The organism is Rhodococcus sp. BP22, from assembly GCF_014281965.1.
Lineage (GTDB): Bacteria > Actinomycetota > Actinomycetes > Mycobacteriales > Mycobacteriaceae > Rhodococcoides.
Genome location: NZ_JACFTB010000001.1, coordinates 373737 through 393115, shown reverse-complemented (window position 1 = coordinate 393115; position 19379 = coordinate 373737). Strand labels below are relative to the sequence as shown.

Sequence of the window (19379 nt, the reverse complement as noted above, 5' to 3'; positions counted from 1 at the left end):
GTGAAACAGCGATCCGAACAAGAACAAGGAAATGACGGCGGCGGCACCGAAGCGCAGGCAAAAGATGTCTGCCTTCGGCTCCTCACCGATCGTGCACGGAGCCGATACGAGCTCGAGACTCGCCTGAGCAAGAAGGGTTTCAGTCCGGAAGTCGCGGATGCAGTCCTGACGAGGTTGGAAGCCGCGAACCTTGTGGACGACCAGGCCTTTGCGGAGCAGTGGGTGCATTCACGCCATACCTACTCGGGCAAAGGCAAGCGGGCCTTGAGCGTCGAACTGCGCACCAAAGGTGTCAGCAAAGAGGATGCTCTCAACGCTCTCGATCAAATAGACGCCGAGGACGAGCGCGCACGGGCAACGGAACTTGTCCACAAGCGCTGTCGCAACCTGACAGTGCCTGCAGGAACCGGAGCTGATGTCCGTGCCGAACGAGACAAGATTGCGCGAAAACTAGTCGGAATGCTCGCTCGGCGTGGCTACTCGGCAGGAATGGCGTACGCAATCGTGAAAGCCGAACTCGCGCGGATCGGTACCGAGGACTCGGACTCGGACCATCTCGATACCCAAGATTTCGACGGTGACGAGTTCGGGTGATCGTCCACCCGGATCGGTCGCCATCGATACCGAAGAAGCCCGCAACACCGAAACGTGTTGCGGGCTTCTTCTCTCTGTACGAGACCAGCCTGTCCAGTGACCGGTGCGGTCCAACGATTCAGGCTGCGCCTTCGGGGCCCCCGCCGAAGTCCGACGCTGCGAGGACGGTCCCACCTGTTTTTCGCTTCTTCTGACGTAATCGACGCTCGACAACCGTCGCCAGCTTGGTGAGCAGCGAGTTGATTACGATCATGATGACCGCAACGATGACGAGCGAAGGCAGGTAGTTGCCATAGAACGCACCTACCTGCTGTCCGGCTCGCACCACTTCGACATAGCCGATGATGTAGCCCAATGCCGAATCCTTCAGTGCAACCACCATCTGCGAGATGATCGCCGGCAGCATCGCTGTGATCGCCTGAGGCAGCAAGATGATCCGCATGACCTGGTTCTTTCGCATGCCCAAGGCGTCGGCCGCTTCGGCCTGCCCTTTCGGTAGCGAATTGACACCGGCCCGAACGATTTCGGCGATGACAGAGCCGTTGTAAAGAGTCAGACCGGTTACTACTGCAGCCAGAGCGAGGTAACTGACCTTGAAGACTTGATACTCGGCATAGACCGCGTACAAGAAGATCATCAGAATCAGCACCGGAACTGCGCGGAACAGTTCGACCAGCACACCGCTCACGATGCGGATGGCGCGATGGTCGGACAATCTGCCGATACCGAGAACAGCGCCGAGGACCAACGCGAACACGATCGAAAGCGCCGCCGCGATCAGAGTTCCCTTGATACCGGGAAGCAGATACGTAGTCCACGTGCTGGCAGTGACGAACGGATCCCACTTGTCAGCCGTCAGCTGACCTTTGGAATCGAGCGCCAAGTAGATGAGATATGCGATGCCCAGAGAGACGAGCAGAACAGCACCGGAGAGGATCCGGTACCTCAGTTTCGCCTTCGGCCCCGGGACGTCGTAGAGAACAGCTACAGCATCGCTCATCACTTCACCGCCAATCGCTTGCTGAGGTATCCGAACAGCAGTCCGGTTGGAAGCGTCAGGACGATGAAGCCGAGCGCAAAGATTCCACCGACGACGAAGATCGCAGCTTCGTTCTCGATCATCGTCTTCATGAGCAGAGATGCTTCCGCGACACCGATCACCGAGGCGATGGTCGTGTTCTTGGTCAACGCGATCAATACACTGCCCAGCGGTGCGATGACAGCGCGGAATGCCTGGGGGAGAACAACGATCGTGATGTTCTGGGTGAACGTCATACCCAGAGAACGGCCCGCTTCCGCCTGGCCGACGGGCACGGTGTTGATGCCGGACCTCAACGACTCTGCGACGAACGACGCGGTATAGACGCTCAGGCCGAGAACGGCGAGCCGGATGTTGTTGTCCACCAGAAACGTCGGCGAATTCTCCGGAGCAAGACTGACACCCATCGTCTGGTACAAGCCGAACGAGGTGAACAGGATGATCAGCGTCAGCGGAGTGTTACGGAAGATCGTGACGTAAGCAACCGCGATGCCGCGTGCGACAGGGATAGGCGAAACGCGCATCGCTGCGATGATCGTACCGAGGATCAATGCACCCACGGCGGACAGAACCGTCAGCTTGATCGTCATGATGAACGCGTCGACGAGTTGATCGCCGTACTTGCTCAATAAGTTCAATGGAGGAATGTCCTATCGGCGTGGGCGGTTCGACCGGCGTCGGGGCGGCGAGCTACTCGAACTGCAGTTGCCCGGGCCCCGACGTCGGCGAGCGTCAGTAGCGGTCGACGGTCGGCGGTGCCGGAAGCGGGTAACCGGAAGGTCCTACGGTCTCCTCGAACGCAGTCTTCCATGCCCCGCTGGACACCATCTCCTCGATGGCGTCGTTGATCTTGTTACGTCCTTCGGTGTCGTCCTTGGACAAGCCGATTCCGTAGTTCTCCGTGGTGAAAGGCTCGCCTACGACCTTCAATTCGCCCGGGTACTGGGCGGCGTAACCGGCGAGAATGATGTCGTCGGTCGTCACTGCGTCGACAGCGCCGTTGCGCAGTGCTTCGACACAGGCCGAGTAGGTGTCGAAGGGCTGGAGCTGAACGCCTGGGTACTCGTCGGCGATGTTCTGCGCAGGCGTGGACCCGGTGACCGAGCACAGCTTCTTGCCGCCGCTGAGTGACTCGGGCCCGGTGATATCGGTATTGCTGTCGGCAACCAGCAGAGACTGGCCGGCGACGAAGTACGGTCCGGCGAACCCGACCTTCTCCTTGCGCGTATCGGTGATCGAGTAGGTAGCGACGATGTAGTCGACCTCCCCGTTCTGGATGAGCGTCTCACGCTGAGCCGACGGGGATTCCTTGAACTCGATGTTGTCTTCCGACACTCCGAGCTGGCCCGCGACGTACTTGGCCACCTCGACGTCGAAGCCGCTGAAGGAACCATCCGGGTTGCGGAGGCCCAGACCGGGCTGATCGAACTTGATGCCGACGATCAAGTTGCCGTTTTCTGCACTACTACTGACGTTGCGGGCTTCTTCGCCCCCGCCACAGGCGGTAGCGACGACGGCGAGCGCGGCGATGCCGACCCCTAGACGGATCGAGCGAGTAATTCTCACTGGTTAGTCCTCCATGTTGATTTCACGGGTTGTTACGTGCGACGAGAGTGTGGCGAGTAAGAGCGAGTTTCGGTCAGTGGCCGAGAATCTTGCCCAGGAAGTCCTTGGCGCGTTCGGATTTCGGTGCGGTGAAGAAACTGTCGGGGTCGGTGTCCTCGACTACGGCGCCATCGGCCATGAAGATGACACGGTCACCGGCCTTCCGTGCGAATCCCATCTCGTGCGTGACGACGAGCATCGTCATGCCCTCCTTGGCCAACGAGGTCATCACGTCGAGAACTTCGGTGACCATTTCGGGATCGAGAGCGGACGTCGGCTCGTCGAACAACATCACTTTGGGGTTCATGGCTAGTGAGCGAGCAATCGCTACTCGCTGTTGCTGTCCGCCGGAGAGCTGAGCTGGATACTTGTCGGCCTGATTCGCAATGCCGACACGTTCGAGCAGTGCCTGGGCGGCCTTGCGAGCCTCGTCCTTCTTGAGCTTGCGCACTTTGATAGGCGCGAGCATGACGTTCTCGAGGATGGTTTTGTGCGCGAAAAGGTTGAACGACTGGAAGACCATCCCGACGTCGGCGCGAAGCGCGGCGAGCGCTTTGCCTTCGGCAGGAAGGACCGAGCCGTCGACCTCGATGGAACCGGAGTCGATGGGTTCGAGTCGGTTGATCGTTCGGCACAACGTCGATTTCCCGGACCCGGACGGTCCGACCACGATGACGACCTGGCCGGTAGGGACCTCGAGGTTTATGTCCTTGAGGACGTGCAGATCACCGAAATGCTTGTCTACCGATTTCAGGGAGATCATGGAGGGTCGGTCGGCAACTGCACCGGAAGCCGGCGCGTCGGTGGCATGCGTCATAGGGCAGAACCTTATTCGTAGTTTGGTCGTCGACAACGCCGTTAACGCGACATTCTTCGATTATGTAATGGAAACTTTACTGTCGGTGCACTCAGCCCGAGGAGATGGATCGAGAATCTCGCGTATCCCCGGCGCCGGACGGTCGCGCCGGGCCGTACCCTGGGAGTGTGGAAACGAGTGACCAGATGACCCAGAGGAGCTACGAGGTTCGCACGCACGGGTGCCAGATGAACGTGCACGACTCGGAGAGACTGGCAGGTCTGCTCGAAGAGGCGGGCTATGTGCCGGCCGACACAGGTTCCGATGCCGATCTCGTGGTCTTCAACACCTGCGCTGTTCGAGAGAACGCGGACAACAAACTGTACGGAAATCTTGGCATGCTTCGGCCTGCCAAGACACGCAATCCACGTATGCAGATTGCGGTCGGCGGCTGTTTGGCCCAAAAGGACCGCGACACGGTCGTCAAGAAGGCCCCGTGGGTGGACGTGGTGTTCGGAACCCACAACATCGGCTCGCTTCCGGTCCTGCTCGAGCGGGCTCGACACAACAACGAAGCTCAGGTCGAGATTCTCGAATCTCTGGAAGCTTTTCCGTCGACTCTGCCGGCGAAGCGTGAGTCCCCGTACGCGGGATGGGTATCGATTTCGGTGGGCTGTAACAACACCTGCACCTTCTGCATCGTCCCGGCGCTGCGCGGCAAGGAGATCGACCGCTCGCCCGCAGACATTCTTGCGGAGGTGCAGGCACTCGTCGACCAAGGCGTTCTCGAAGTGACCCTGCTCGGTCAAAATGTCAATGCCTATGGGGCTTCGTTCGCGGACCCGGCACTCCCACGTGACCGCGGCGCGTTCGCCGCACTGTTGAAGGCCTGTGGTGAGATCGAAGGCCTCGAGCGGGTGCGCTTCACCTCGCCGCATCCGGCCGAGTTCACCGACGACGTGATCGACGCGATGGCCACCACACCGAACATCTGCCCGACGTTGCACATGCCGTTGCAATCGGGTTCGGACCGAGTTCTCAAAGCGATGCGACGGTCCTATCGGCAGAGCAAGTTTCTCGGGATCATCGACAAGGTGCGGGAAGTGATGCCCCACGCGGCGATCACTACCGACATCATCGTCGGATTCCCCGGTGAGACGGAGGAGGACTTCGAGCAGACTCTCGAGGTCATGCGCCGAGCGAAGTTCGCGAATGCGTACACCTTCCAATACTCCAAGCGCCCCGGTACACCGGCTGCCGACATGGAGGATCAGATCCCCAAGGCGATTGTGCAGGAGCGCTACCTACGGCTCATTGCCTTGCAGGAAGAGATCGTTCTCGAATCCAACCGAGAGCTCATCGGCACCGAAGTAGAACTGCTGGTCGCGACCGGCGAGGGCCGCAAGAATGCCGCCACGCATCGCAAAAGTGGTCGTGCCAGGGACGGGCGACTCGTTCACTTCCGAGCCGAGGACCACCAGATTGCCGCGATCAGGCCCGGTGATGTCGTCACCACGACGATCACCGCAGCCGCTCCTTACCATCTCATCGCCGACACCGGCGTTGCCTCGCACCGTCGCACCACTGCCGGTGATGCATACGAACGCGGAATACTCCCGAAGACGGCCCCCATCGGCGTCGGGTTGGGCTTGCCGGCTGTCGGCGTCCCCGCTCCTGCGCCCATAGAGACAGGATGCAGCGCATGACCAAGTTGAGGCCCAGCAGCGAAGACGGCAGCGCACCCGATTACGACACCGCGGAGCGGAAGATCGATTCGGAGATCGACCCAGGAGCGCGGGCGGTGGTCGTTGCCGTATTGGTTCTCGTGCTGCTGGTCACTTTCGTCTTGCCACATGCCGGATCTGCTACCGGATTCGACGTCCTGTCCGGCAGTGACAAGGGGCTCGGCGAATCCATCGCGTTGCCGTCCCGAATCTTCGTCGGGTTCGTCGCGGTGTTCGGCGTGGTCTTCTCGGTCCTCGCCCTCGTCACCAGAGTGTGGGCACTCGCGTGGATAGCGCTCAGCGGTAGCGCCGTAGCGTCGGTCTTCGGAATGCTGTCGATCTGGTCGAGGCAGACACTGCCGACGGACTCTACGGGCGGTGGACCCGGAATCGGTCTCATCATCGCGTGGATCGCGGTGGTCGTCCTGACGTTCCAGTGGCTGAAGGCCGTGTGGAACAAAACCAACGCGCAATTGGCCGCACAGGAACGTCGACGTGTCGCGGCGGCCGAGAACGAGCAGAACTCACGGTGGGGCGGACCCATTCTCGGGCGTCCGACCGACCGCAAGCTCTGACTTCGTCCTACTTCTCGCCGACGGCGCCTTCTGCCGCTTCGGCCCACTCGCGCCATTGCTGCGCTTGCTCGAGCGCACGCTTGGCGTCCTTGTCCTTGCCTGCCGCTCGAGCTTTGGCGGCCTGCTCTTCGAACTGAGCGACGCGCTCGCGGAACTGAGCAGCACGGGCCAACGCTTCCGGATCGGTGCGTCGCCACTGTGCGTCGACCGCGTCCCGAACCGACTTTTCCAGGGCGCGTAAGCGACCTTCGAGTTCCTGCATCTTGTCCCGCGGAACTTTGCCCAGAGCATCCCACTTCTCTTGGAGGTCACGCAGAGCCGCGCGCGCCCCATCGAGGTCGCTACTCGGATTTATGTTGCCGTACTTCGCGAGCAGTTCTTCTTTCGCGGTCGCATTCGATTCGAATTCCGCGTCACGCTCGGACGCCGCAGAATTGCGCGCAGCGAAGAACACATCCTGGGCGGCTTTGAAGTCCTTCCACAGTGCATCGTCGGCATCGCGAGGCGCGCGGCCGGCAGCTTTCCAGTCCACGAGCAGGTCGCGGAAGGCGGCGGCAGTGGGACCCCAATCGGTCGACGACGAGAGGGCCTGAGCCTGCTCGACCAGTTCTTCTTTGCGAGTTTTCGCGGCACCCCGCTCGCGATCGAGATCGGCGAAGTGAGCACCTCTACGGCGATTGAAGTTCTCACGGGCTTTCGAATAACGCTTCCACAGAGCATCGTCGACCTTGCGATCCACTCCGCGGATCGTCTTCCACTCGTCGAGAATTTCTCGGAGACGGTCGCCGGCATTTTTCCATTGCGTGGATTCGCTACCGATCTGCTCGGCCTCGGTTGCCAACTCTTCCTTGCGGGAAGTGTGTGCGGCGCGCTCGATCTCCTTCTCTTGCTTCGCGACGGCCGCAGCGGCCTCCGAGTGCTCGACGACGATCTCCAGGCGGTCGTGCAAGCCTGCGATATCGCCGATCACTGCGGCTGTGGGAAGCGTTTCGAGCAACGCCAAGGCTGCTGCCTTCGTCTTCTTCGCATCTCCGGAACCCGCAGTGAGCCTGGCTTCGAGCAAAGCCACCTCGGTGGAGAGGTCGTCGTAGCGCCGTCCGAAGTGTGCAAGACCTTCGGCGGCGTCTCCTGCCTGCCACGATCCGATCTGACGTTCGCCGTCCGCGGTCTTCACCCAGGCAGTGCCGTCGTCGTCCACTCGGCCGAACTTGCTGGGATCGCTCGGCGGTGCGATCGTCGGGACGACGGACGGGACGTGGGAGGACACCGGATGAGGTTTGGCAACCCCGCCGTCGATCCTTGGTTTGGATGCTCCCGGTTTCGGACCCCCAGGCTTGGGTGCTCCTGGCTTCGGGGCACTCGGTGTTGCGGCAGTCGGTGCTGCGGCAGTCGGGGCTGGGTTGGTCGGTGTTGGGGCCGTCGGGGTGCTCGCTCCAGGTGCCTGGGCGGGCTGCTCGGTGGATCCGCTGGTGGTGTCGCCAAGATCGGACATTGTTCCTCATCTCTGCCGCGCGTCACGGCTGCCTCTATCGCGCTGAAAGTCACGGTGGACACATTCCGACTATCCGGTGCCACCGTCGACGCAGTGGACACCATGGACACTCGATGCCTACCTTGCTCACCATTCAAACAGGTCAGACGCTTCTACGCGTCGCCGTCCGTCATTTCGCCGCCGTGTCGGTGGTGCTTGGATACGAGCGACTAGCGTTGGCGCCGTGTTGTCTGCAGTAGCCATCGTGCCGTCGCCCCCAATCCTGGTTCCCGAGTTGACCGGACGCTCTGTCTCGGAAGCGCTCGCGGTTCGAACCGCGACTATCGAGGCCGGTGTCGTACTGGGTGAGCTCGCGGACCGATGGATTGCGCTGGGTGTGCACGAGAAGGCCCGTACCATTCGTTCGGACTCACGTGGAAGCTTCGCCGCCTACGGCGTCGATGTGAGAGTTGCGTTCTCACCCGGTGGCGTCACGACGGAGATCGATCCGACTATTCCCTTGGCTGCGCTGGTAGCGGGGTGGATTCGCGACCACAGTGCCCCGGATGCGGTTGTCGATGTGCACCTGGTGGGGCGAGACACACCGCGCGAGAGCTGTGTGAGCATCGGCCGCGAACTTCGCAAGTCGATGGGTGAAAGTGCGGAGCCGTGGGGATTGCTGGTGGTGGCAGACGGGTCGACGATGCTGACGGCGAAGGCACCCGGATCCTTCGATCCACGCGCGGAAGAGGTACAGAACCAGATCGATGATGCGCTGGCAAACGCCGATGTCGGTGCGCTCGCCGGACTCGATCGTCAATTGTGTGCAGGCGTCGGCGTGGAAGGCCTTGCTGCGTGGCAGACCCTGGCAGGGATGGTGGGTGACGGCGAGGTCCGGCCGCGGACTCTCTACCGAGGCGCGCCTTTCGGCGTCGGTTATTTCGTCGGTACTTGGGAATCGTTGTGAGGGTGCCGATCGCCGTGATCGGCCCAACCGCGACAGGGAAGTCCGATCTGGGCCTCGATCTGGCCGAGGCATTGGACGGTGAGATCGTCAACATCGACGCCATGCAGCAGTACCGCGGAATGGACATCGGCACTGCAAAACTGCCGTTGGGCGAGCGGCGCGGCATCGCACACCATCTGCTCGATGTACTCGATGTGACCGAGACAGCCACAGTCGCGAGATATCAGGACGTCGCGGCATTGGAGGTGGACGCCATCTTGGCGCGCGACCGCGTTCCCATCATCGTCGGTGGTTCGATGATGTACGTCCAATCCTTGCTGGACGAGTGGGCGTTCCCGGCCACCGATCCTCAGGTCCGGGCGAGATGGGAGCAGATACTGGCGGACGGCGGAACCGATGCGGTGTATCGCGCGCTCGAAGAACGAGACCCCGAGGCCGCCGCATCGATCCTGGCCACCGACGGCCGTCGGCTCGTCCGCGCGTTGGAGGTAGTCGAGATCACCGGTAAGCCCTTTGCCGCGTCCGCGCCGAAGATCGGAACACCGCGTTGGGGGACGAAGCTTCTCGGGGTCGACCGCGACACGATCGAATTGGACGACCGCATCGCGCGCAGGACGGACTTGATGTTTTCTGCCGGCCTGGTCGAGGAGGTCGAACACCTCGTCGGCGTCGGCCTGCGTGAGGGCGTCACTGCCCCGCGCGCGATCGGGTACGCCCAGGTTCTCGAGTATCTCGGGGGTGAGTGCGATCTGGATTTCGCGCGCGAGCGGACATTCATCGGAACTCGCCGTTATGTCCGTCGTCAGCGATCGTGGTTCCGTCGGGATCCGCGCGTCCACTGGCTCGATGGAGCCGACCCCGCTCTGCGCGACTCGGCGCTGGCCATCGTCGGAGGTTAGAAGGAGCACACCCGTAGACTTCGCGCTATGGATTTCGCCAAGGGCCACGGAACGCAGAACGATTTTCTCGTGCTGCACGATCCGGATGTCGAGATCGAGCTACTGCGTGTCCGTGTAGCGGCCCTGTGTGATCGCAGACAGGGCCTCGGAGCAGACGGAGTGCTGCGGGTTTCACGCGCCGGGCGTCTTCGCGATGCAGGCGTTCTCGACCGCCTGCCTTCGGGTGTCGGGCCCACGGACTGGTTCATGGACTACCGAAACGCTGACGGGAGCATCGCCGAGATGTGCGGCAACGGCGTTCGGGTCTTTGCGCATTACCTGCGTGCGAACGGCCTCGAATCGAGCGATTGTTTCGTGGTCGGTTCCCGGGCCGGCGCGAGACCGGTCACGGTGCACGCTTTCGATGACACCACCGCAGACGTCACCGTCGGCATGGGCGAAGTCCACTTGATGGGTGCCAGCAGTACGACCCTTGGTGGACGTCGGTACGACGGAATCGGAATCGACGTCGGAAATCCCCATCTTGCGTGCGTGGACCCGGCCGCCGACATCACCTCCCTACGTGCGCTCGATCTGGCAACACCACCTGAACTGGACGGCGGTTTCTTCACCGCAGGTGCCAACGTCGAAATCCTCACCCGACTGCAATCCGGTCGCGTCGACATGCGCGTTTTCGAGCGCGGTGTAGGAGAGACGCGTTCGTGCGGGACCGGCACGGTGGCCGCAGCAGCAGCAGCGTTGTCGTACGAGGGACTCGATTCCGGTCGAGTGGTGGTAGGTGTGCCAGGCGGCGAAGTGACGGTATCGATCGACGACGAGGGCGCATCGCTTCGCGGGCCGTCTGTGCTGTTGGCGAACGGCACCATCGATGACCAGTGGTGGCGCGAGCGTGCGTGAATCTCATGTGCATGCGCTGGGGATTTAGTGGATCATTGACGGCGTATGACCAACACACATCGAATCGATAGCGATTCCGACTCGAGGAATGACGAAATAACGGATTCAGAACAGACGGATTCAGTGAAGCAGAACCTCACTGAGCAGAACCTCACTGGGCAGCACTCCTCTGGGCCGGACACGGCTGAGCGCACTACAGCTGAGTCTGCCGCCGCGCAGGACAGTGGAGCAGAGCAAAGCTCATCGTGGACCAGGCAGGAGTCCGATGCCTGGTCGCGTCGACTCGCCCGATCACCGCTCCCCGCCGACGAGTCTTCTCCGTCCGCTGGGGACATGCAGCTCGAAGAACGTACTGCATTGCGTCGTGTGGCAGGTTTGTCTACCGAGCTCGAGGACGTCACCGAGGTCGAGTACCGGCAGTTGCGGCTCGAACGAGTCGTCTTGGTCGGCGTGTGGACCAGCGGCACCGCAGCACAAGCGGAATCAAGTATGGCGGAGCTGGCTGCGTTGGCCGAAACTGCAGGATCAGAGGTATTGGAAGCGCTCGTGCAACGACGCGACAAGCCCGATGCGGCGACCTACATCGGTTCCGGTAAGGCCAAAGAGGTCCGCGATGTCGTTGTGGCGACAGGCGCCGATACCGTGGTTTGCGACGGTGAATTGACCCCAGCTCAGCTCAATGCACTGGAGAAGGTCGTCAAGGTCAAGGTCATCGACCGGACGGCGTTGATCCTCGATATCTTCGCTCAGCATGCAACCTCGCGCGAGGGCAAGGCGCAGGTGGCGTTCGCGCAGATGGAGTACATGCTCCCTCGGCTTCGCGGCTGGGGCGAGTCCATGTCACGTCAGGCAGGTGGCCGGGCGGGAAGTAACGGCGGGGTAGGGCTTCGTGGTCCCGGTGAGACGAAGATCGAAACCGACCGGCGACGCATTCGTGAGCGTATGGCCAAGCTTCGCCGCGAGATCAAGGGCATGAAGCAGGCCCGCGACACCAAGCGTGAGCGTCGCCTCGAGAGCACTGTGCCGTCCATCGCGATCGTCGGGTACACGAACGCAGGCAAGTCGAGTGTGCTCAATGCGCTCACCGGTTCGGGCGTGCTGGTACAGAACGCACTGTTCGCCACCCTCGATCCGACCTCTCGCAGGTCGACGCTCGAAGACGGCCGCGCGATCGTGCTCACCGACACTGTCGGATTCGTGCGGCATCTGCCGACCCAGCTGGTGGAAGCCTTCCGTTCGACGTTGGAGGAAGTGACGGACGCCGATCTGTTGCTGCACGTCGTCGACGGTTCCGATCCGCTTCCCGTGGACCAGATCGCTGCAGTTCGCGAGGTGATCATGGACGTCGTCAAGGAACGCGAGTCCAAGATGCCGCCGGAACTGATCGTGGTAAACAAGATCGATACCGCAGATCCGGTGCAGTTGACTCAGCTTCGTGGTCTGTTCCCGGGAGCGCGCTTCGTCTCTGCACGGACGGGCGAGGGAATCGAAGAGCTGCGTGATCATCTCGGCGAAATCCTTGCCTGGCCGGAAGCACAGGTCGACGTATTGGTGCCGTACACGCGCGGCGATCTAGTTGCTCGGATCCACACCGAAGGCCGGATCACGCACTCCTCGCACGAGGCCGACGGCACACGCGTCGAGGCTCGGGTGCCTACCGCGCTAGCCTCGGTGCTCGCCGAGTTCGCCGTCGGCGCTGCAGTGGCTCCCGCCTGAGTCGATGCGATCGATTGTGATTGCGGGGGCGCTCTCGTGTGCACTTCTCGGTGCCGCACCGGCGAGTGCGGCACCAGAGGTTCGCAGCGCGCAGTTCGAAACATATTGCAGCCCTGTGGATCCGGGTCTCGAAGAGCTCTCCGGTCTGACTTCGATCGACGGTGTGCTCTATGCGATCGGCGATAGCGGTACCGATCATCGGCTGGCCGTGCTCGATGAGCAATGTGCAGTCGTGCGTTGGCTCGACGTTCCTGTCGATCCCTACGATGTCGAAGATCTTGCTTCTCACGGTGGGCGCCTGTGGCTTTCCGACACCGGAGACAACCGTGCGCGCCGCGACACCATCGCGATCACCGGCATGGATCCCTCGACCGGTGCGGGTGAACTGCATCGTCTGACGTATCCGGACGGACCGCATGACGCGGAGACGCTGCTGATCGAGCCGTCGGGACGGCCGGTCGTGGTGACCAAGGAGCTTTCCGGAGTCAGCGGGATCTACGTCCCTGCCGGCGGCACGACCGTCGATCAGTTGCCTTCACCCGGTCCGACGCCACTGCAGAAGGTCGGCGAGTTGGCCTTCGAGCGCACCGCAACTCCCGGTGGTCCGCCCTTCGTCGCTGGTTCGATTTTGGCCACCGGCGGGGCGATCAGTGCTGACGGCACCGTTGTCGCGGTCCGAACGTACAACGATCTCTACCTGTTCGGCGTCCACGACGGCGATATCGTGGAGGCTCTCGACAGCGATCCTGTCGTTGTCGCGGCGCCCCAGCAACCCCAGGGTGAGGCAATTGCCTTCGATTCCGAAGGAAACCTTCTCGTCGCATCGGAGGCAGTCGCGTCGGGGGCAGTCGCGTCGGGGGCAGCGGCCGGGCCGCTGCCCCCTATCCAGATGCTTCGTGGTGCAACCGATCTCGTGGTCGCCGAACGTACCGACATACACCTCGCGACGGCCAGAGCCGAGTCCGAATCGAAAAGCCGATGGGTACTCGGTGCGATGGCCGTCGCGGGTGTTCTCGTTCTGTCGTCGGTCGCCTACGGTGTCAGGACCGCACGCCGCAGGTGACGCGGAGGGACGTCAGGCGTCCAGATCGGCGGCGACCAGCGCCACGATCTTGTCGAGTGTTGCCTGATCCTCGCTCTCGACGACGACCTCGGTCCCCTTGGTGGCGCCGAGGGTCATGATCATCAGCGCGGATCCGGCGTCGACCGGCTCCTGGTCTTCCACCGCGAGGGTGACTTCGACGCCTGCTTCGGCAACGGCATCGGCGATGAGGGCTGCGGGGCGAGCGTGCAGGCCGATGGACGATCCGACGGCGACTGTGGTGCTGGGCATGATGTGCTCCTTGGTTGTGTGTAGCAGGGTGGTCGATCAGGCTGTGACGAGATCGGGGTCGAGCTCTGCCTCGGTAGGCGAGTTCTTGCCCTTGACGAACTGCTTCGCTGCGATGACCAGCGCTGCCGAGACGATCGTGCCTGCCGCCAGGGCGACCAGGAACCACAGGATTCCGCCGACGGCGAAGAATACGAAGATTCCACCGTGTGGTGCACTGAGCGTCACGTCCATTGCCATGACCAGTGCGCCTGTGACCGCTCCACCTGCCATCATCGACGGAATGACGCGCAGCGGGTCTGCTGCGGCAAACGGAATGGCGCCCTCGGAGATGAATGCAGCACCGAGGAACCATGCAGCCTTACCGTTTTCGCGTTCTGCCTCGGTGAAGATCTTGGGGCGGACAGCCGACGCCAGGGCAAGAGCAAGAGGGGGAACCATTCCTGCCGCCATCACTGCGGCCATGATTCGAAGCGACGCGGTGTCGGTGACGGACAGACCTGCGGTGGCGAACGCGTAAGCAGCTTTGTTGACCGGTCCGCCTAGGTCGAAGCACATCATGAGTCCGAGGATGATGCCGAGGATGATGATCGAGCTGCCGGTCAGACCGTTGAGCCAGTTGGTCAGTCCGCTGGTGATGGCGGCAAGCGGCTTGCCGAGTAAGAGGAACATGATGGCGCCGACGATCAACGTGGCGAACAACGGAATGATGACGACGGGCATGAGACCGCGAAGAACCGTCGGGATCTTCCACCTGCTGATCCACAGCGCGACGAAGCCTGCGATCAGACCGCCGACGAGACCACCGATGAAGCCCGCACCGACGAGTACGGCGACAGCGCCTGCCGTGAAGCCCGGCGCCAGACCGGGTCTGTCGGCGATGGCGTACGAGATGTAGCCGGCGAGTGCAGGCACCAGGAAGCTGAACGACAACGCGCCGATCTGGAACAGCACTGCGCCGAGATACGCGGTCAGCCCGCCGGTGGGAAGCGAGGTGAGGGAGTTGTTGACGACGATGTCCTCGGCGACATCCTTGATCTCGTATCCACCCAGCAGGAAGCCGAGAGCGATCAGCAGACCACCCGCTGCGACGAACGGAATCATGTAGCTGACGCCGGTCAACAGGATCTGCCGGATGCGTGTACCCCAGCCCAGTTCACCTGCGCCGGTGCTGGCCGATCCCGCTGGTGCCGCGGTTCCGGAAACTCGTGCGGCATCGGGATTTTCGGCGGCACGTAATGCCTCGGTCACCATGACATCGGGTTCGTTGATCGCGCGCTTGACACCCGAGGATACGACGGGCTTGCCCGCGAATCGTTCTTTGCCCTTGACGCCGACATCGGTGGCGAAGATGACGGCCTCGGCGCTTGCGATAAGTGCCGGATCGAGGGGAGTGCTACCGCTCGATCCCTGTGTCTCCACATGCACGGTGACCCCAGCGCGCTCACCGGCGGCGACGAGAGAGTCAGCAGCCATGTAAGTGTGGGCAATTCCGGTGGGACATGCCGTCACCGCCACGATGTGCTTGGCAGTAGGAGTGGCTGGCGGGGCCGAGGCTTCTGGAACGGAAGTCGCCGCAGCCTTCGCGGGAGTCTTTGCAGGGGCCTTTGCCGCCGGGTTGATGACGCCCTCTACCAGCGCGACGATGTCGGCGGGCGAAGGGGCGTCTCGAAGCGCGGTGACGAACTCTGGCTTGACCAGGGCGCGAGCCAGACTGGAGAGCAGCTTCATATGGGCTGAGCCGGCACCCGCGGGGGCGGCGATCAGGAACACCAGGTCGGCCGGACCGTCGGGTGCTCCGAAGTCGACCTTGGGATCGAGTCGTGCGAAACCGAGGGATGCCGAGGTGACTGCCTCTGCACGGCAGTGTGGGATGGCGATCCCGCCTGGTAGGCCGGTAGCGGACTGAGCCTCGCGAGCCAGGGCGGCTTCGCGGAGTGGGGCCGCATCGGTGGCACGACCGGCTGTGGCGAGTAGCTCCGAGAGTCGTTCGATGACAGCATCTTTGGAGGCGCCGAGATCGGCATCGAGGAGGATGAGCTCCTCCGCGATGATCGCGGGATCGCTGGTTGGTGTGGACATGACTTCGCTCCTAGGAGTGTGTCGACGAACGGGTGGGGGATGAGGTCGGGGGGATAGTCGAGCTGGTAGGCGGTGAATCGAGCGCCCGCACTGTCACCGATTCAGGGCGAGCTTGCTCGGGCGTCGGCAACGTCGTGCCGGGGAGAGCGGTAGCTGCTGTGCCGTAGGCAACGGCTCGGCGGAGCTTGTCCGCACCCGAGCATCGTTCGATATCGGCCAGGATGTAGCCGGCAAGCGAGGAATCGCCCGCCCCCACGGTGCTGAGGGCCTCGATCCGAGGTGGGGTCGCGAACCATGCGCCCTCGGTGGAGACGAGTACCGCTCCCGCGCTGCCGAGCGTCGCGAGTACCGCACCGACTCCGCGTTCGAGAAGTATCCGGCAGGCGGTGACCGTAGCCGTCGGATCGCCCGCCGCCGCAGCGCGTTCCAATTCTTCGGCATTCGCTCCGGTGAGTTGAGCGAGTTCCTCGGAGTTCGGCTTCACCAAGTCGGGAGCAGATCCGGGGAACGAGGCAGCGAGTGCAAGGAGCGGCGCGTCGGAAGTATCGACGGCAACCTTCGACGGTGTATCGCGTAGCGCCTGCACGATGCTTGCGTACCAGTCGGTGGGAATGCCGGGCGGAAGCGATCCGGACAGTACGACCCATGCGGCGTCCCGGCCCAGATCGAGAACCGCATCGAACAATTCCTGTCGAGTGGCTACGGTCAGGGTTGCTCCCGGTTCGTTGATCTTCGTCGTCGTTCCACCTGGTTCGCTGATGGTGATGTTGGTTCGAGCCTGTCCGCTCGTCGGTACAGCGCAGTAACGGACGCCGTTCGTCTCCAACGCAGCGAGGAGCGGATCCGTCGGCGCTGCAGGTAGGACGGCCATGGCCTGCACTCCGGATGAGGTCAGGACCCGGGCCACGTTGACGCCCTTTCCGCCTGGATCGCTGATAGATGCCCGCGCTCTGTACACCCCGCCGCGGACTAGCTCGGAGTCGAGCACGACTGTCCGGTCGATGCTCGGATTGGCTGTCAGTGTGACGATCATGCGATCACGACCTCGATTCCGTTGTCGGTCAAACTTTTACGATCCGTCTCGTCGATCTCGTCGTCGGTTATCAGAACATCGATGTTGTTCAGGCGACCGAAGCTGACGAGGTGCTCGCGGCCGATCTTGGATGAATCCGACAGCACGACGACGTGGTTGGCGGTGCGCACCATCGCTCGTTTGACGGCGGCTTCGTCACTGTCGGGCGTGGACAACCCGTGCCCCACACTGAGTGCGTTGGTCCCGATGAATGCCACATCGACGCGCAGCCATTCCAACGCCGACAACGCTTCCTCGCCCACGGCGGCCTGTGTCGTACCGCGGACTCGACCGCCGAGAATGCGAAGACTCACCCCTGGCAGCGGTGCGACTCGAGCAGCAATGGGAACCGAATTGGTGATGAGTGTCAGCTCGCGTTCGTTGCTGAGAAGGGCGGCGAGTCGACCGGTGGTGGTTCCTGCATCGAACACGGCGCTACCGCCGTTGAGCGGCAGGTAGGCAAGAGCTGCGACCGCTATTGCGTCCTTCTGCTCGGCCCGCGTGTACTCACGTTCGCCGACGCCCGGCTCGGTGGCGGTCAAGGCCGACGCCGGAACTGCTCCACCGTGGACCCTGCGGACAACCCCGAGGCGGTCGAGGACGGCAAGGTCGCGTCGAACAGTCTCGGTCGTCACGCCGTATGTGGTCGACAGATCTGCAACGGAGACTCGACCGCGGTTGCTGATCACCTCGGCGATTGCTTGCTGGCGCTCTTCTGCGTACACCTGCGCCTCCCTCCGAACTATTGTTGGTTTATGTTGTTTTACGCCCGTATGTGTTGACATGTCAAGAGCAAAGAGTAATCTCAGTCACATCAGTGGTAGATCTACGAGTTACACCACACTTGTTCCAGAAACCGAGGAGGACGCATGGCGGGATCGCTTCGAGCCGATACACGAGAAGGTGCCACGGCTGCAGGAGAAGCCCTGACGTTGTCGGGCTCGTCGGTTCTGCATGGAACGCCGGTAGTCCCGGGTGTCGGATACGGCCCGGTCATCCGCCCGGGCAAGCGTCCGGATGTCCCCGTCGACACATCTGTCGTCGACGAGGCGGAGCGAGGAACCGAACTCGAACGTTTCCGTTCGAGCGCGGCGAATGTTTCGGCGAGACTGCGTGCCCGTGCGGAACTGGCCACCGGAGCAGCGTCGGAAGTGCTATCGGCAAATGCGGCCATGGCCCAGGATCGAGGCTGGATAGGCGCCGCCGAGAAACTCATCGCGAAGGGCGCTCTCGCAACTTCGGCTACAGTCGCCGCAACCGAGCAGTTCGTCACCATGTTCACCAAGCTCGGCGGACTGATGGCCGAGCGCGTGACCGACCTGCGTGACATCCGCGACCGCGTTATTGCCGAAATACTGGGGATCCCCGAGCCGGGGGTTCCGACTCCCCAGACGCCCTCCGTACTCTTCGCCGACGATTTGGCGCCTGCCGACACGGCGGGACTCGATGCGCGTCTGGTTCTCGCACTGGCAACATCACTCGGTGGACCGACGAGTCACACCGCGATCATTGCGCGTCAGCTCGGTATCCCATGCGTCGTGGCGGTCACGGGGCTCGACGACGTTACCGAAGGTGCTCCCGCTCTGGTGAACGGAATCACCGGCGATATCGTGCTCGAGCCCGATGCCACCCTCGCGAAAGCCTCGGTGGACTCGGCTCGAGCCGAATTGGATCGGGTGTCCCAATGGTCAGGGCCCGGAGTTACAGCAGACGGTCATCGAGTCGACATCCTTGCCAACGTTCAGGACGGCGCGGGAGCTCGCGCAGCGAGGAAGACTGCCGCCGACGGTATCGGACTCTTTCGCACCGAACTGTGCTTCCTGGACCGGGACTCGGAACCGACCGTCGACGAGCAGGCCGAAATCTACGAGCAAGTTCTCGATGCGTTCGCCGGACACAAGGTTGTAGTTCGTACCCTCGACGCCGGATCGGACAAGCCCTTGCGCTTCGCCAACCATCCGGACGAGGCCAACCCCGCACTGGGTATTCGCGGCATCCGAATCGCCGAGCAGGACAGAGGAATTCTCTATCGTCAGCTCGACGGGATCGCCGCGGCTGCTGCAGCAACCAATTCGAAGCCTTGGGTGATGGCACCGATGATTGCCACCGCGGCCGAAGCAGCTGCGTTCGCCGCCGACGTGCGCGAGAGGGGTTTGACTCCGGGCGTCATGATCGAGGTCCCGGCCGCGGCGCTGCTCGCCGAGCACATTCTCGAGCATGTGGAGTTTCTGTCGATCGGAACGAATGATCTGGCGCAATACACCATGGCTGCCGATCGGATGTCCTCCCAACTCGCATCGCTCACCGATCCGTGGCAGCCGGCGGTCATCGCGCTGGTCGCCCACACCGCGAAGGCAGGTATGGCCGTGGGCAAGCCGGTTGGAGTATGCGGAGAGGCCGCCGCCGACCCACTGTTGGCATGCGTCCTGGTTGGTCTCGGCGTCACGTCACTGTCCGCTGCGTCGGCCGCAGTCGCACACGTTGGGGCGAAATTGTCCACGGTCACGCTCGAGCAATGCCGGCGCGCGGCCGCGGCCGCGTCGAAGACCGACAGTGCCACTGCGGCACGTGAGGCGGCAGCGTCGATCCTGAACGAGTGACGAAGCGGCAGG

At 62.7% G+C, this 19379-nt stretch carries 18 protein-coding genes; 9 read left to right on the top strand and 9 right to left on the bottom strand.

The window, feature by feature from the left end:
- Entirely contained in the window at nt 1–594 is a 594-nt protein-coding gene (locus H2510_RS01785) for a regulatory protein RecX (protein ID WP_186626676.1), read from the top strand.
- Nucleotides 595–712: 118 nt separating this feature from the next.
- On the opposite strand, the gene H2510_RS01780 is transcribed toward H2510_RS01785, so the two are convergent.
- The 4 genes from H2510_RS01780 to gluA all read right to left on the bottom strand — a co-directional run bounded on the left by H2510_RS01780 (nt 713) and on the right by gluA (nt 4001).
- On the bottom strand, nt 713–1594 hold the full coding sequence (locus H2510_RS01780) for an amino acid ABC transporter permease (protein ID WP_186626675.1): 882 nt from the start codon (nt 1592–1594) through the stop codon (nt 713–715).
- Nucleotides 1594–2271, bottom strand: a complete 678-nt coding sequence (locus H2510_RS01775; RefSeq protein WP_186626674.1) for an amino acid ABC transporter permease — start codon at nt 2269–2271, stop codon at nt 1594–1596. Before H2510_RS01775 ends, H2510_RS01780 begins: the two co-directional genes overlap by 1 nt.
- Before the next feature lie 94 nt (nt 2272–2365).
- Nucleotides 2366–3199 (bottom strand): glutamate ABC transporter substrate-binding protein, encoded by an 834-nt coding sequence (locus H2510_RS01770; protein ID WP_186626673.1) that lies wholly within the window; start codon nt 3197–3199, stop codon nt 2366–2368.
- Between the two features lie 73 nt (nt 3200–3272).
- Nucleotides 3273–4001 carry a glutamate ABC transporter ATP-binding protein GluA gene (gene gluA / locus H2510_RS01765; RefSeq protein ID WP_186627094.1) on the bottom strand — a complete coding sequence of 243 codons (729 nt, stop codon included), beginning with the start codon at nt 3999–4001 and terminating at the stop codon, nt 3273–3275.
- Between the two features lie 221 nt (nt 4002–4222).
- Here gluA and miaB point away from each other — a divergent pair, with 221 nt between their 5' ends.
- Both miaB and H2510_RS01755 read left to right on the top strand, forming a co-directional pair.
- Nucleotides 4223–5740 (top strand): tRNA (N6-isopentenyl adenosine(37)-C2)-methylthiotransferase MiaB, encoded by a 1518-nt coding sequence (gene miaB, locus H2510_RS01760; protein ID WP_186626672.1) that lies wholly within the window; start codon nt 4223–4225, stop codon nt 5738–5740.
- A complete protein-coding gene (locus H2510_RS01755; RefSeq protein WP_397517305.1) occupies nt 5728–6333 on the top strand; it encodes a hypothetical protein in 606 nt (201 codons plus the stop codon). Before miaB ends, H2510_RS01755 begins: the two co-directional genes overlap by 13 nt.
- Nucleotides 6334–6340: 7 nt before the next feature.
- Here the strand turns inward: H2510_RS01755 and H2510_RS01750 are convergent, their stop codons facing one another.
- Nucleotides 6341–7825: a DUF349 domain-containing protein gene (locus tag H2510_RS01750; protein WP_186626670.1), complete on the bottom strand. Its 1485-nt coding sequence runs from the start codon at nt 7823–7825 to the stop codon at nt 6341–6343.
- Nucleotides 7826–8048: 223 nt separating this feature from the next.
- Here H2510_RS01750 and H2510_RS01745 point away from each other — a divergent pair, with 223 nt between their 5' ends.
- The 5 genes from H2510_RS01745 (at nt 8049) to H2510_RS01725 (ending at nt 13346) form a co-directional block, all read left to right on the top strand.
- Nucleotides 8049–8771, top strand: coding sequence for a class III extradiol dioxygenase subunit B-like domain-containing protein (locus tag H2510_RS01745; RefSeq protein ID WP_186626669.1), 723 nt, complete (start codon nt 8049–8051; stop codon nt 8769–8771).
- On the top strand, nt 8762–9670 hold the full coding sequence (gene miaA, locus H2510_RS01740; protein ID WP_186627092.1) for a tRNA (adenosine(37)-N6)-dimethylallyltransferase MiaA: 909 nt from the start codon (nt 8762–8764) through the stop codon (nt 9668–9670). Before H2510_RS01745 ends, miaA begins: the two co-directional genes overlap by 10 nt.
- A gap of 27 nt (nt 9671–9697) precedes the next feature.
- Entirely contained in the window at nt 9698–10567 is an 870-nt protein-coding gene (dapF, locus tag H2510_RS01735) for a diaminopimelate epimerase (protein WP_186626668.1), read from the top strand.
- Between the two features lie 123 nt (nt 10568–10690).
- Complete coding sequence (gene hflX / locus H2510_RS01730) at nt 10691–12283, top strand: GTPase HflX (RefSeq protein WP_186626667.1); 1593 nt, start codon at nt 10691–10693, stop codon at nt 12281–12283.
- A 4-nt stretch (nt 12284–12287) separates the two neighbouring features.
- Entirely contained in the window at nt 12288–13346 is a 1059-nt protein-coding gene (locus H2510_RS01725; RefSeq protein ID WP_186626666.1) for a hypothetical protein, read from the top strand.
- 12 nt (nt 13347–13358) lie between these two features.
- Here H2510_RS01725 and H2510_RS01720 read toward each other — a convergent pair whose 3' ends face one another.
- From H2510_RS01720 to H2510_RS01705, 4 genes are read right to left on the bottom strand one after another with little or no spacing between them, the layout of a single operon-like run.
- Complete coding sequence (locus H2510_RS01720) at nt 13359–13616, bottom strand: HPr family phosphocarrier protein (protein WP_088942356.1); 258 nt, start codon at nt 13614–13616, stop codon at nt 13359–13361.
- Nucleotides 13617–13652: 36 nt separating this feature from the next.
- On the bottom strand, nt 13653–15695 hold the full coding sequence (locus H2510_RS01715) for a fructose-specific PTS transporter subunit EIIC (RefSeq protein WP_186626665.1): 2043 nt from the start codon (nt 15693–15695) through the stop codon (nt 13653–13655).
- Nucleotides 15696–15705: 10 nt separating this feature from the next.
- Nucleotides 15706–16728, bottom strand: a complete 1023-nt coding sequence (locus H2510_RS01710; protein WP_186626664.1) for a 1-phosphofructokinase family hexose kinase — start codon at nt 16726–16728, stop codon at nt 15706–15708.
- Nucleotides 16725–17492 carry a DeoR/GlpR family DNA-binding transcription regulator gene (locus H2510_RS01705; RefSeq protein ID WP_186626663.1) on the bottom strand — a complete coding sequence of 256 codons (768 nt, stop codon included), beginning with the start codon at nt 17490–17492 and terminating at the stop codon, nt 16725–16727. Before H2510_RS01705 ends, H2510_RS01710 begins: the two co-directional genes overlap by 4 nt.
- Before the next feature lie 144 nt (nt 17493–17636).
- On the opposite strand from H2510_RS01705, the gene ptsP reads away from it, so the two are divergent.
- Complete coding sequence (gene ptsP / locus H2510_RS01700) at nt 17637–19367, top strand: phosphoenolpyruvate--protein phosphotransferase (protein WP_186626662.1); 1731 nt, start codon at nt 17637–17639, stop codon at nt 19365–19367.
- Nucleotides 19368–19379 lie beyond the last annotated feature (12 nt).